The following is a 12,808-nucleotide window of genomic DNA, read 5'->3' on the forward strand; positions in this document are numbered from 1 at the left end:
CTTCGATCATGTCTCCACCGCTCCGGGCGCGCTCGCGGGATGATCGGGTGGACATGCGATAAGGAGTGGCCCATGAATCCAGCCCCGGGAACCACGCCGGTGATCGTCGGGGTCGGGCAGGCGTCGGACCCGCTCGACTCCGCCGGTTATCGGTGTTGGTCGTCCGTCGACCTGGCGGCCGCGGCCGGGCGGGCGGCGATCGAGGATGCGGCGGGGTCACCGGGCAGGGTCTCGGCCGCCATCGATGTGCTCGCTGGTGTCCGCCCGTTCGAGCTGTCCGGGCCGGTGGAGCCACCTCTCGGCGGGGCGTCGAACTACCCGCGCGCCGTCGGTCGGCGCATCGGGATCGACCCGCCCCGCGCCGTGCTGGAGATGGTGGGTGGGCAGAGCCCGCAGCATCTGGTCACCGAGTTCAGCGGCCGGATCGCGCGCGGCGACTGCGACGCGGTACTGATCACCGGCGGCGAGGCCCTGTCGACGGAGGCGCATTTCGCCACCAGGGACGGCCGGCCGGACTTCTTCGATCACACCGGCGGCCCGCTCGAGGACCGCGGCACCGGGTGGGACTACTACCTCGACGACAACCTGCTCACCCACGAACTGTTCAGCGCCCCGGCCGCCTATGCGCTGGTCGATACCGCCCGTCGGGCCGCGCTCGGCATGGATCCGGCTGCCTACCGCCGCGCGATCGGCGAGCTGTTCGCGCCGTTCACCGAGGTCGCCGCCGGAAATCCGCTCGCGGCCGTGCGGCGGGCGTTCACCGCCGAGGATCTCGCCACCGTCACCGCTGACAACCGCATGGTGTGGTCTCCCTACCCACGTCGGACGATCGCGCGGGAGAAGGTGAACCTCGGAGCGGCGGTCCTGCTCATGTCCCAGGACGCGGCGCGGGCGGCGGGTGTGCCGCGGGAGCGGTGGGTGTACCTGTACGGACACGCCGACGTCACGGACCTCCCGCTGCTCGAGCGGCCAAGGCTGGACCGCGGGACCGCCGCGGTGGACGCCGTGTCGACGGCGCTCGACATGGCGGGGATCGGCGTCGACGACGTGACGACCTTCGACCTCTACAGCTGCTTTGCCGCGCCGGTGTTCGCGGTTCTCGACGGGCTCGGGCTCCGGGTCGACGATCCACGCCGCTTCACCGTGACCGGCGGTCTGCCCTTCTTCGGCGGGCCGGGCAACGGCTACAGCACACACGCGATCGCCGAGACCGTCTCAGCACTGCGTGCGGCAGGTGGCGGATACGGGCTGGTCGGCGCCAACGGCGGGATCCTCGACAAGTACTCGGTCGGGGTCTACTCCCCCGACCCGCGCCCGTGGTGCGGCGGCGATCCCGCGCGCGCCCGGGCTCTGACCGGGTCCGCCGCGCGGGTATCGGGTCCCGCCGCCCGGGTGCCGGACCCCGCGTCCCGGCGGTCGGTCGCCCGGCATGCCGAGGGGCCCGCGCGTATCGAGTCGTACACGGTGCACCACGGATCGGGCGGGCCGGATCGCGGGATCATGATCGGCTCCCTGCACGCGGACGGGTCGCGTTTCCTGGCGTTCCTGTCCGAGGATCTGACCGAACTCTCCGTTCGCGAGGAGTTGATCGGCATGGACGTCGTCGTGCGGGCCGACGGCCCACGGAACGTGGCGCGACCGGTTGTGTGAGGACGGCCACGGTCCTAGCGTGCGGCACATGGATACGGATCTGAAGGCATTGGCACTGGTCTGCTCGCTCAAGGCCTCGCCCGCGGAGTCCAGTAGCGAACTGATCGCGCGGCAGGTGCTCGACGAACTCGCCGGCCACGGAGTGACCGGCGAGAGCGTGCGGGTCGTCGACCACGACGTACGGCCGGGCGTCGAGGACGACATGGGCGGCGGCGACGAGTGGCCCGCCATCCTCGAGAAGGTCAGAGCCGCCGACGTACTGGTGCTGGCCACGCCGACCTGGTTGGGTAACCCCTCGAGCATCGCGCAGCGCGTTCTCGAGAGGCTGGACGCGCAGCTGTCCGCGACCGACGACGAGGACCGGCCAGCCATGTTCGGCAAGGTGGCCGTGGTGGCGGTGGTCGGGAACGAGGACGGCGCGCACAAGATCGTCGCCGACCTGTTCCAGGGCCTCAACGACATCGGGTTCACCATCCCGGCGCAGGGCTGCACCTACTGGAACGGCGAGGCCATGAACCCGGTGGACTACCTGGATCTCGACGAGACGCCGTCGGCAGTGGCCTCGACCAACTCGACGGCGGCGGCCAACGCGGCGCACCTGGCGCGGCTGCTGCGGGGCGCGCAGTACCCGGCGGGCTGAGGTCGGGACTGGTCAGCCCCTGCTTCCCCGCTCCACCGCAGTGCGGACGGTGTAGCGCAGGAACGCCGGGAACGCGACAGCACAGATCACCACACCGATCACCACCAGCACGCCACCTCCCGAGGCGGCGACCGCGGTGCCCACCGACGCGGCGGCCACGCCGTGGGTCACGTCGCCGATGCGGGGCCCGCCGGCCACCACCACGATGAACACGCCCTGCAGGCGGCCGCGCATCTCGTCGGTGGCCGAGTCCAGCAGGATCGCCTGGCGGAAGGCGGCCGAGATCATGTCGACGGCGCCGCCGAACGCCAGCGCGATGAGCGCCAGCCACAGCCACCACGCCGACCCGCCCGGCGAGGCCGCCGCCACGAACAGGCCGAACGCGACCATCGCCAGTCCCCACAGCGCCACGCACACCAGCACCGCCAGGCCCTGGCGCCGCACGCGCGGGATCCAGCCGGAGAACACGCCACCCAGCACGGCGCCCACACTCATCGCCGCAAAGAGCATGCCCAGCGCGGTGCCGCCGCTGACCGGGTCGCCGAACGACTCGGTGGCGATCTGCGGGAACAGCGCACGCGGCATGCCGAAGACCATCGCGATGATGTCGACCAGGAAAGAGGCGAGCAGGATGCGGCGGGTGGCCAGGTAGACGAACCCGTCGAACACCGACCGCAACCCGACCGACCGGCGCTCGCCCTCGACGGGCTGGGGCGGCAACCGGAACACCGCCCACAGCGTGGCCAGCAGGGCGATCGAGTCGAGCAGATACAGGGTGTCCAGCCCCACCACAGGGATGAGGATGCCCGCCGAGACGGGGCCGACGATCGCCCCGAACTGCATGACCGTCATGTTGAGCGCGGAGGCGGACGCGAGCTGGTCCGACGGGATGAGCCGCGGGATGATCGCCGCACGGGTGGGCTGGTTGACGGCGAAGAACGCCTGCTGGACCGCCAGCAGCACCATGACCAGCCACACGTTCTGGTTGCCCGCCGCGGCCTGGAGCCAGAACAGCACCGCGGTCACGATCAGCCCGAGCGTGGTGATCATGAGTAGTCTGCGCCGGTCGAACGCGTCGGCCAGGGCTCCACCCCACAGGCCGAACACGATGAGCGGCACCAACGCGAACACGCCCGTCAATCCGACGTAGGCGGAGCTGCCGGTGATCTGGAAGACCTGTTGCGGCACCGCGACGATCGACAGCTGCGCGCCGATCACCGTCACGATGTTGGCGAGCCACAACCTGCGGAAGGCCGGCTCGCTCAGCGGCCGGGTGTCCGCGAGCTGCCGTCTGAACACTGACACTCCGGGCACGCTACCCCGCGGGATCAGCCGGAGTACCGCGACCACCCTCTATCCTTGACCGCGGTCCGTACCCTGGGCCGAACCGTCGACCGCACCACTGGGCACCGCCATGCCCGAGGAGACTTGATGACGACACCCCAGACCGATCGCGGGAAGACCGCGGTCATCATCCTGGCCGCAGGGTCGGGCACCCGGATGAAGAGCGACACCCCCAAGATGCTGCACCGCGTGTGTGGTCGGACGATGCTCGGCCACGCCATGCACGCGGCGGCCGGGATCTCGCCGGACGCGATCGTCGTGGTGGTGGGCCACCAGCGCGAGACGGTGTCCGCCGCGGTGCACGAGATCGCCGCCGACCTGGGGGCCCCGGTGTCGACGGCGGTGCAGGTGGAGCAGAACGGCACGGGTGACGCGGTGGCCGCGGGCATGTCGGGCCTGCCGGAGGGGTTCGAGGGAACGGTGCTGGTCACCACGTCCGACATCCCGCTCCTGGACGCGGACACGCTGCGCGAGGTGGTCACGCGCCACGACATGCGCCCGCGGGCGGCGGTCACCGTCCTCACGTCGACGGCGCCCGACCCCACGGGGTACGGGCGCATCGTGAGGAACGACGACGGCGAGGTGCTGCGCATCGTCGAGCACAAGGACGCCACGGAGGACGAAAAGGCGATCACCGAGGTCAACTCGGGCATCTACGCGTTCGACGGGCAGGTCCTGCGGGACAAGCTCGGACAGTTGAGCACTGACAACTCCCAGGGCGAGCTGTACCTCACGGATGTCATCCAGCTGGCCCGGCGCGCCAACGGCCTCATCCGCGGCCACCGCCTCGAGGACGCCGACCAGGTGGCCGGCGTCAACGACCGGGTGCAGTTGGCCGCGCTGTCGGCAGAGATGAACCGTCGGCTGTGCGAGGACGCGATGCGGTCCGGTGCGACGATCGTGGATCCGGCGAGCACGTGGGTCGATGTGGACGTCACGATCGGTCGAGACGTGACGATCCTGCCGGGCACCCATCTGACGGGGGTGACCGAGATCGGTGACGGCGCGACCGTCGGCCCCGACACCACGCTGCAGGACACCACCGTCGGAGCGGGCGCGACCGTCATCCGCACCCATGCGATCGGCGCCACGATCGGGGCTGACGCCGAGGTCGGGCCGTTCGCCTATCTGCGCCCCGAGGCCGACCTCGGCGAGTCCAGCAAGATCGGCACCTTCGTCGAGGTCAAGAAGTCGCGGGTCGGCGCCCACACCAAGGTGCCGCACCTGACGTACGTCGGGGACGCCACGATCGGGCAGCACACCAACATCGGGGCCTCGAGCGTCTTCGTCAATTACGACGGAGTGAACAAGAGCCGTACAGTGATCGGCGATCATTGCCGCACAGGATCGGACACCATGTTCGTGGCACCGGTTACCGTCGGCGACGGCGCCTACTCGGGCGCCGGTACCGTGATCAAGGACGACGTCCCGCCGGGAGCTCTCGCGGTGTCCGGTGGACGGCAGAGGAACATCGACGACTGGGTGATCGAGAACCGGCCGGATTCCGGCTCGGCGGCGGCCGCCCTTCGAACCCGGAACGACTCTCATAAGGACGGGCGCACGCAGTGAGCGAGTGGATCGACAACCAGAAGAACCTGATGTTTTTCGCGGGGCGCGCACACCCCGAACTCTCCGATCAGGTGGCCGCGGAACTGGGTGTCGAGGTCACCCCCCAGACCGCCCGTGACTTCGCGAACGGCGAGATCTTCGTCCGTTTCGAGGAGTCCGTCCGAGGCTGCGACGCCTTCGTGATGCAGAGCGCCCCGGCTCCGCTGAACAAGTGGATCATGGAGCAGCTCATCATGATCGACGCGCTCAAGCGCGGCAGCGCCAAGCGCATCACGGCGGTTCTGCCGTTCTACCCGTACGCCCGCCAGGACAAGAAGCACCGCGGCCGCGAGCCCATCTCGGCCCGGCTCATCGCCGACCTGCTCAAGACCGCGGGTGCCGACCGGATCATCACGGTCGACCTGCACACCGACCAGATCCAGGGCTTCTTCGACGGCCCGGTCGACCACATGCACGCCCAGGGCCAGCTGTCCGACTACGTGCGCCAGCACTACGGCACGGACAACATCGTGGTGGTCTCCCCCGACGCCGGTCGCGTCAAGGTGGGCGAGAAGTGGGCCGACGCCCTCGACGGCGCCCCGCTGGCCTTCGTCCACAAGACCCGCGATCCCAACGTGCCCAACCAGGTCAAGTCCAACCGCGTCGTCGGTGACGTCGAGGGCCGCACCTGCGTCCTCATGGACGACATGATCGATACCGGTGGCACCATCGCCGGCGCCGTCAAGGTGCTCAAAGACGCCGGCGCGGGGGACGTCATCATCGCCACCACCCACGGCATCTTCTCCGACCCGGCCGCCGAGCGACTCGCGTCGTGCGGCGCCAAGGAGGTCATCACCACGGACACGCTGCCGATCCCGCCGGAGAAGCGCTTCGAGAACCTCACCGTGCTGTCCATCGCGCCGCTGCTGGCCCGGACCATCCACGAGGTCTTCGAGAACGGCTCCGTGACCAGCCTGTTCAACGGTTCCGCGTAGGTAGGCCCGCGATGGACGCCACGATCTACCACAACCCCCGCTGCTCGAAGTCCCGGCAGGCGCTGGAGCTGCTCCGGGAGCGGGGCGTGGAGCCGACGATCATCAAGTACCTCGACACGCCGCCCACCGTCGAGGAACTGCGCACCCTCATCGCCGATGCCGGGCTGACGGTCCGGCAGGCGGTGCGCGTCAAGGAGGCCGAGTTCACCGAGCTCGGCCTCCTCGAGGCGTCCGACGACGAGCTGCTCGCCGCGATGGTCGCCCACCCGCGGCTGATCGAGCGGCCGTTCGTGGTGACGCCCAAGGGCACCCGCATGGCTCGTCCCACCGCTGCAGTGGAAGAGATCCTCTGACCCCATGAGAGCCAAGATCTGCGGCATCCGGAACGAGAGCGACCTGCGCATCGCACTCGAGGGCGGAGCCGACGCCATCGGACTGATCTGCGGGATCAACCACCGCAGCGAGGACGAGGTGACCCCGGAGGTCGCCCGCCGCATCACCGCGGCCACTCCCCCGTTCGTCTCCACCGTGCTGGTGACCCACCGGGACACCCCGGAGAGCATTCTCGACCTGGCGGACCAGACCGGGGTCAACACGATCCAGGTCCACGGCATCGTCACCCTCGAGACCCTCAGGGCCGTTCGCGCCGGTGCCGGCAGCAGGAAGATCCTCAAGGCCATCCACGTCTCCGGCGAGGAGGCCGTCGACGACGCCGTCGAGGCCGCACCCCACTGCGATGCGCTGCTTCTCGATTCGCGCTCGAAGGACCGGCTCGGCGGAACCGGCAAGACACACGACTGGTCGATCAGCCGTCGCATCGTCGAGGCCGTCGCCCCGATCGGGACGCCGGTGATTCTGGCCGGCGGCCTGAACCCGGGCAACGTGGGTGCCGCCGCCGAGCAGGTCGGCCCCTACGGCGTGGACGTCAACAGCGGTGTCGATGACCCGAACGGCGACAAGTCGCCCGAACTCTGCCGCGACTTCGTCCGGGGCGCCGCCGGGGCCCGGGCCTGACCGGATTTGGGCGGCCGAACCGGGCGACGGTAGTCTTATCGGGTCATCTCGGCGAGGGAGGGCCACCCGGCCACTCCGTTATCGACGCGATCACCTCCAGTGCGGTTTTCCGTGAGGTCTCGCTTCGCGCCGGGCCGGAAATACTCACCTAGGGGTCATCGCATGTCCGACAAGAACGCGCTCACTGCCGCCGTCCGTACCGAGTTCGGCAAGGGCTCCGCCCGCCGCGCCCGCCGCGAGGGCCAGGTGCCCGCCGTGCTGTACGGCCACAAGACCGAGCCCCGCCACCTGCTTCTCGGCGCGCTCGAGTTCGCCGCGATCCTGCGCTACGCGGGCACCAACGCCCTGCTGACCCTCGACATCGAGGGCGAGGAGCAGCTCGCTCTTCCCAAGCAGATCGACGTGCACCCGCTTACCCGCATCATCGAGCACACCGACCTCCTCGTCGTGAGGAAGGGCGAGAAGGTCGTCGTCGAGATCGCCGTCCTCGTCACGGGCGAGGCCGCCCCGGGCACCCTGGTCACCACTGACGCCGACTACATCGAGGTCGAGGTCGAGGCCACCAACATCCCCGAGGAGTTCGAGATCTCGATCGCCGGCGTCGAGGCGGGCACCCAGTTCACCGCCGCCGACGTCACGCTGCCCACCGGCGCCACCCTGATCTCCGACCCGGAGACCCTGCTCGTCAACGTCATCGAGGCGCCGACCGAGGCCGACCTCGAGTCGGACGAGGAAGAGGCCCCCGAGGGCGAGGCCGCCGAGGACGCCGCGAAGGCTGCCGAGGAGGAGTGAACCTCCCGCGTGTGATGCACGCGGACGCGGCCTGACGGCTGCCTCACCGAACCGGGCCCGGCACGACGATCACGTCGTGCCGGGCCCGTCTGCATCTCCCGTACCCCGGCCCCGCCCCCAGTCGCCACTGGCCGGGCCGGGCCGGGTCAGCCGCGGATGAGGCCGAACGCGAGCACGAACATCATCACGGCGATGAGGGCGTCGAGAACGCGCCATGCACCCGGGCGGGAGAACAGCCCACGCAGCGCCTTGCCGCCGAAGCCGATGAGCGAGAACCACGCGATGCCGGCGAGGAACGCACCCGCGGCGAACACCCAGCGCATGTCGCCCGACTGCTGATTGGCGAGCGTGCCGAGGAAGACCACCGAGTCGAGGTAGGCGTGCGGGTTGAGCCAGGTGAACGCCGCGCACGCCGCCACCGCACCGAGCGTCGACGGGATGCGCGCGTCCCCGCCTGTCTGTAATCCCTGCCCCGGCCGGATCGCCCGGTAGGCCGCGAACCCGCCGTAGGCCACGAGGAACGCCACGCCTATCCACGTCATCACCGAGATCGCCCCGGGCGCGGCCTCGACGAGGGCGCCCACCCCGAATACACCGAGCATGATGAGCGCGGCCTCGGAGGCCACGCAGAACCCGACGATCGGCGCCATCCGGACATCGCCACGGATGGACCGCTGGAGGACATAGGCGTTCTGCGCGCCGACGGCGACGATGAGTCCCAGACCCATGCCGGCGCCCATGAGAAGTGTGGAAGTGGTGGTCACGTACTCACGCTAGAGCGGCGTGCGTCAGTAGTGCCACTACTGGTTTTGACATAGCATTAGTGACACTTATGGCTACTCTTCAGCTCGATCAGCTCCGCACCCTCGCCGCCGTTGTGGATCTCGGCTCGTTCGAGGCCGCCGCCGCTCACCTGCACATCACCCAGTCCGCGGTGTCCCAGCGGATCCGCGCGATGGAGGAGTCGGCGGGCCGGATCCTGGTGCGCCGCGAACGCCCCATCACCGCCACCGAGTCGGGCGAAGTGGTGCTCCGGACCGCTCGCCAGATGCTGCACCTCGAGGAGTCCCTGGCCGGCGAGCTCGGCGACTCGGCGACGAGCCAGGACCACGTGGCGTTGGCGGTGGCATGCAACTCCGATTCGCTGGCCACCTGGTTCCTCGACGCCATGACGGAGGTCCACTCGGCGGGCCGCGTGGTGTTCGATATCCGGCGCGAGGACGAATCGCTCTCGTCCGAACTGCTGCGCCGCGGCGAGGTGATGGCAGCGGTCACCAGCGAGTCCCGTCCGGTGCAGGGCTGCCGCTCACTCCCGCTCGGCTCGATGCGCTACCTGGCCTGCGCCAGCCCCGGATTCGTGGCACGACACCTGCGCGACGGCTCGCCCACCGCTGCGCTCGGTCGCGCGCCGATCGTCGACTTCGACCGCAGCGACGCCCACCAGAACCACTACTACCGCCGGCTGACCCGCCGCCAGCCCACCGGGCCGCGGCACTACATCCCGAGTTCCCACGACCACGTCCGGGCGATCGTGGCGGGCCTGGGCTGGGGCCTGATCCCCGAGCAGCTGGCCACCCCCTGGCTGGTGTCCGGGGAGATCGAGAACGTCTCCCCCGACCGGCCGCTGGACGTGCCGCTGTTCTGGCAACACTGGAAACTGCAGTCGCCGGACCTCGACGCCCTGACCGACGCGGTCCTCGACATCGCCCGGGCCGAGCTGCGCACCTGACGGACCGGCACCCCCCACGACGGCATCTGGGATCATGGGCGGCGTGACTACCGCTGAACCGACCGGCCCCGCGCTCGTGGTGGGCCTGGCCAACCCCGGGCCCGACTACGAGGGCACCCGCCACAACATCGGCTGGGAGGTCCTGCAGGAACTGGCCTCCCGCGCGCTGCCCATGCCGGCGGGCTTCAGCACCCACAAGAAAACCAACTGCGAGATCACCCAGACGCGCCTGGCCGGTCGGCAAGTCGTCCTGGCCCGCCCCCGCAGCTACATGAACCTCTCCGGCGGCCCCATCGCGGCGGTGGCGAAGTACTTCTCCGTCGAGCCCACCGACGTGATCGTGATCCACGACGAGATCGACATCGACTTCGGCCAGGTGCGCCTCAAGCGCGGCGGCGGAGAGGGCGGCCACAACGGCCTCCGCTCGCTGACCCAGTCGCTGGGCACCCGCGACTACCTGCGGGTCCGCGCCGGGGTCGGCCGCCCGCCGGGTCGCATGGCGGTGGCCGACTTCGTCCTCAAACGCTTCTCCAAGCTCGAGCAGCCCGACGTCCCGTTCCTCGTCCAGGACGCCGCAGACGCCGTGGAGCTGCTCCTCCAGCACGGCCTGGAGACGGCCCAGAACCAGGTCCACTCCGCGTGACCGGCCGGAAATCGGAGCGCGCCGCCGGCGCGATACGGACATGAGTCGGCCCCGGCGCTTCACGCGAACCGCCCACCTGGGCGTCGGGGCGGACCTGTTCGAGCGCGCGAGCCGGTCGCTCCTCAACTGGGACATGCACCGAGGGGCGGGCCTCGTCGTCGTCGTCGACGGACCCGCCACGCCCGGCCGGATCGTGACGCTCCGCCCCCGCTCGGGCCCCGCGGCGTGGCTGAGAGTGTCGGCGCCGTGCGAGGTCACCGAGGTTGTCGACGACGACGACGCCCGCGGGTTCACCTACCGGTCGCTGCCCGGCCACCCCGAGCGCGGCCGGGAGTCGTTCGTCGTGACGCATGACGCGGCCACGGGACACGTGCGCCTGACGATTACCGCCGAATCCGAGCACGCCACGTGGTTGGCGCGACTCGGCGGCCCGATCGCGCGCGCCGAACAGGACCGGATCACCCGCCGCTACCTCGATGCGCTCACCGAAGGGCGCTGAACCGGCGGCCTGCTCCGCACACGCCCCGAGTACCGCGGCGGCTCCGCCACCTCGACTTTCCCTCGGTTACTCCCGCCCACGGGCCACATGCCCGGATTGGGCGGCCCCGACCGCTCGGACGTAAACTGGACCGACTGCGGCGAGCGCCGCCCGAGTACGAGGAGGACGCGTGACGGACACCGCCGAGAACGCCGGCACGAACGGGCACCAGCCCGGTACCGACGGATCCGGCGATGTGACCACCGAGGTCGCCCGCCGACGCACGTTCGCCGTCATCGCCCACCCGGACGCCGGTAAGTCGACGCTGACCGAGGCGCTCGCGCTGCACGCCCGCGTCATCACCGAGGCCGGCGCCGTCCACGGCAAGTCGGGCCGTCGCTCGACCGTGTCGGACTGGATGGAGATGGAGAAGGCCCGCGGCATCTCCGTCAGCTCCACCGCCCTGCAGTTCAACTACGTCCCCGAGGGCGCCGACCCCTCGGACGAGCCGTACGTCATCAACCTCGTCGACACCCCCGGTCACGCCGACTTCTCCGAGGACACCTATCGCGTGCTCACCGCCGTGGACGCGGCCGTGATGCTCATCGACGCCGCCAAGGGCCTCGAGCCGCAGACCCTCAAACTGTTCCAGGTGTGCAAGCACAACGGGCTGCCGATCATCACCGTGATCAACAAGTGGGACCGGCCCGGCCAGACACCGCTGGAGCTGCTGGACGAAATCACCGAGCAGATCGGGCTCGTGCCGACACCGCTGTTCATGCCCGTGGGCATCGCCGGCGACTACCGCGGGCTGCTGCGCCGCGGTTCCGGCGGGGCGCCCGAGGAGTACGTGCACTTCACGCGCACCGCCGGTGGCTCGACCATCGCGCCCGAGGAGATCTACGGCCCGGCCGAAGCACTCGAGCGTGAGGGCGACGTGTGGGAGACCGCCGTCGAGGAGTCCGAGTTGCTGTCAGCGATGGGCCAGGACCACGACCAGGAGCTGTACCTCGCCGGCGAGACCAGCCCGGTGATCTTCGCCTCCGCGATGCTCAACTTCGGTGTGCACCAGATCCTCGACGCGCTGGTCGACCTGGCGCCGCCGCCACGCGAGTGGCCGACCGTCGGCGGGGAGCCCCGCGAGACCACCGACCCCTTCTCCGCCGTGGTGTTCAAGGTGCAGGCCGGCATGGACGCCGCCCACCGCGACCGACTGGCGTTCATGCGTGTCGTCTCGGGCGAGTTCGAGCGCGGCATGGTGGTCCAGCACGCGCAGACGGCGAAGCCGTTCACCACCAAGTACGCGCTGACCGTGTTCGGTCGTGACCGCTCGACGGTCGAGACCGCCTACCCCGGTGACGTGGTGGGCCTGGTCAACGCCACCGGCCTCGCTCCCGGTGACACCCTCTACACCGGCAAGAAGGTGAAGTTCCCGCCGATCCCGCAGTTCGCGCCCGAGTTCTTCGCGGTGGTGCGAGCGCAGTCGTTGGGCAAATACAAGCAGTTCCGCAAGGCGATCGACCAGTTGGCCGCCGAGGGCGTGGTGCAGATCCTGCGCAACGACACCCGCGGCGACGCGAACCCGGTCATGGCCGCGGTCGGTCCCATGCAGTTCGAGGTGGTCACGGCCCGGATGAAGGCCGAGTTCAACGTCGAGGTGATCGTCGACAACCTGCCGTACTCCATCGCCCGCCGCACCGACGCCGAGTCCGCCGACGAACTGAACCGTCAGCGCGGGGTCGAGGTGTTCCAGCGGACCGACGGCGAACTGCTGGCCCTCTTCGGCGACAAGTGGCGGCTGCAGTACATCAGCAAGGAGATGGATCACCTCACCATCGAGCCGCTGGTGGCCGACACGAACTAGCCCGTCACCCCGTTCGGGTTGCACGCACCCGTCCGGACTGCACACCCCACCCGGGGCTGCAAGCACCTCACCCAGGCTGCATGCCCCGCCCGGTTTGCGCACCTCGCCCGG

13 protein-coding genes are annotated in these 12,808 nt (G+C 70.1%); 11 read left to right on the forward strand and 2 right to left on the reverse strand.

Annotated elements, in window-relative coordinates:
* Nucleotides 1-72 precede the first annotated feature (72 nt).
* Both K3888_RS09445 and K3888_RS09450 read left to right on the forward strand, forming a co-directional pair.
* Nucleotides 73-1,650: a TLP1 C-terminal extension domain-containing protein gene (locus K3888_RS09445; protein WP_230930012.1), complete on the forward strand. Its 1,578-nt coding sequence runs from the start codon at nucleotides 73-75 to the stop codon at nucleotides 1,648-1,650.
* 28 nt (nucleotides 1,651-1,678) lie between these two features.
* The gene (locus tag K3888_RS09450; protein WP_230930013.1) at nucleotides 1,679-2,290 is read left to right on the forward strand and encodes a flavodoxin family protein; all 612 of its coding nucleotides are present in this window, start codon (nucleotides 1,679-1,681) and stop codon (nucleotides 2,288-2,290) included.
* A gap of 12 nt (nucleotides 2,291-2,302) precedes the next feature.
* Here K3888_RS09450 and K3888_RS09455 read toward each other — a convergent pair whose 3' ends face one another.
* The gene (locus K3888_RS09455) at nucleotides 2,303-3,595 is read right to left on the reverse strand and encodes an MFS transporter (RefSeq protein WP_230930014.1); all 1,293 of its coding nucleotides are present in this window, start codon (nucleotides 3,593-3,595) and stop codon (nucleotides 2,303-2,305) included.
* 126 nt (nucleotides 3,596-3,721) lie between these two features.
* Here K3888_RS09455 and glmU point away from each other — a divergent pair, with 126 nt between their 5' ends.
* From glmU to K3888_RS09480, 5 genes are all read left to right on the forward strand, one after another.
* Nucleotides 3,722-5,203, forward strand: coding sequence for a bifunctional UDP-N-acetylglucosamine diphosphorylase/glucosamine-1-phosphate N-acetyltransferase GlmU (gene glmU / locus K3888_RS09460; protein WP_230930015.1), 1,482 nt, complete (start codon nucleotides 3,722-3,724; stop codon nucleotides 5,201-5,203).
* Nucleotides 5,200-6,177: a ribose-phosphate diphosphokinase gene (locus K3888_RS09465; protein ID WP_295649082.1), complete on the forward strand. Its 978-nt coding sequence runs from the start codon at nucleotides 5,200-5,202 to the stop codon at nucleotides 6,175-6,177. Before glmU ends, K3888_RS09465 begins: the two co-directional genes overlap by 4 nt.
* Nucleotides 6,178-6,188: 11 nt before the next feature.
* Complete coding sequence (gene arsC, locus K3888_RS09470; protein WP_230930016.1) at nucleotides 6,189-6,530, forward strand: arsenate reductase (glutaredoxin); 342 nt, start codon at nucleotides 6,189-6,191, stop codon at nucleotides 6,528-6,530.
* A gap of 4 nt (nucleotides 6,531-6,534) precedes the next feature.
* A complete protein-coding gene (locus tag K3888_RS09475; RefSeq protein ID WP_230930017.1) occupies nucleotides 6,535-7,191 on the forward strand; it encodes a phosphoribosylanthranilate isomerase in 657 nt (218 codons plus the stop codon).
* Between the two features lie 162 nt (nucleotides 7,192-7,353).
* Nucleotides 7,354-7,983, forward strand: coding sequence for a 50S ribosomal protein L25/general stress protein Ctc (locus K3888_RS09480; RefSeq protein WP_230930018.1), 630 nt, complete (start codon nucleotides 7,354-7,356; stop codon nucleotides 7,981-7,983).
* Nucleotides 7,984-8,129: 146 nt separating this feature from the next.
* Here K3888_RS09480 and K3888_RS09485 read toward each other — a convergent pair whose 3' ends face one another.
* Nucleotides 8,130-8,747, reverse strand: coding sequence for a LysE/ArgO family amino acid transporter (locus K3888_RS09485; protein ID WP_230930019.1), 618 nt, complete (start codon nucleotides 8,745-8,747; stop codon nucleotides 8,130-8,132).
* A gap of 68 nt (nucleotides 8,748-8,815) precedes the next feature.
* On the opposite strand from K3888_RS09485, the gene K3888_RS09490 reads away from it, so the two are divergent.
* The 4 genes from K3888_RS09490 to K3888_RS09505 all read left to right on the forward strand — a co-directional run bounded on the left by K3888_RS09490 (nucleotide 8,816) and on the right by K3888_RS09505 (nucleotide 12,697).
* On the forward strand, nucleotides 8,816-9,712 hold the full coding sequence (locus K3888_RS09490; protein WP_230930020.1) for a LysR family transcriptional regulator ArgP: 897 nt from the start codon (nucleotides 8,816-8,818) through the stop codon (nucleotides 9,710-9,712).
* Between the two features lie 34 nt (nucleotides 9,713-9,746).
* Nucleotides 9,747-10,355 carry an aminoacyl-tRNA hydrolase gene (gene pth, locus K3888_RS09495; RefSeq protein ID WP_230930021.1) on the forward strand — a complete coding sequence of 203 codons (609 nt, stop codon included), beginning with the start codon at nucleotides 9,747-9,749 and terminating at the stop codon, nucleotides 10,353-10,355.
* A 40-nt stretch (nucleotides 10,356-10,395) separates the two neighbouring features.
* A complete protein-coding gene (locus K3888_RS09500) occupies nucleotides 10,396-10,854 on the forward strand; it encodes a DUF1990 domain-containing protein (RefSeq protein WP_230930022.1) in 459 nt (152 codons plus the stop codon).
* A 235-nt stretch (nucleotides 10,855-11,089) separates the two neighbouring features.
* Nucleotides 11,090-12,697: a peptide chain release factor 3 gene (locus K3888_RS09505; protein ID WP_230930091.1), complete on the forward strand. Its 1,608-nt coding sequence runs from the start codon at nucleotides 11,090-11,092 to the stop codon at nucleotides 12,695-12,697.
* The last annotated feature ends 111 nt before the right edge of the window (nucleotides 12,698-12,808 follow it).

Origin of the sequence: Dietzia aurantiaca, from assembly GCF_021033825.1 — a bacterium.
Lineage (GTDB): Bacteria > Actinomycetota > Actinomycetes > Mycobacteriales > Mycobacteriaceae > Dietzia > Dietzia aurantiaca.

Bases quoted from the DNA above. Each gene is read 5' to 3' on its own strand.
- K3888_RS09475 (WP_230930017.1), top strand. From the start codon at position 6,535: ATGAGAGCCAAGATCTGCGGCATCCGGAACGAGAGCGACCTGCGCATC.
- pth (WP_230930021.1), top strand. From the start codon at position 9,747: ATGGGCGGCGTGACTACCGCTGAACCGACCGGCCCCGCGCTCGTGGTG.
- K3888_RS09480 (WP_230930018.1), top strand. From the start codon at position 7,354: ATGTCCGACAAGAACGCGCTCACTGCCGCCGTCCGTACCGAGTTCGGC.
- K3888_RS09500 (WP_230930022.1), top strand. From the start codon at position 10,396: ATGAGTCGGCCCCGGCGCTTCACGCGAACCGCCCACCTGGGCGTCGGG.
- K3888_RS09450 (WP_230930013.1), top strand. From the start codon at position 1,679: ATGGATACGGATCTGAAGGCATTGGCACTGGTCTGCTCGCTCAAGGCC.
- glmU (WP_230930015.1), top strand. From the start codon at position 3,722: ATGACGACACCCCAGACCGATCGCGGGAAGACCGCGGTCATCATCCTG.
- K3888_RS09445 (WP_230930012.1), top strand. From the start codon at position 73: ATGAATCCAGCCCCGGGAACCACGCCGGTGATCGTCGGGGTCGGGCAG.
- arsC (WP_230930016.1), top strand. From the start codon at position 6,189: ATGGACGCCACGATCTACCACAACCCCCGCTGCTCGAAGTCCCGGCAG.
- K3888_RS09490 (WP_230930020.1), top strand. From the start codon at position 8,816: ATGGCTACTCTTCAGCTCGATCAGCTCCGCACCCTCGCCGCCGTTGTG.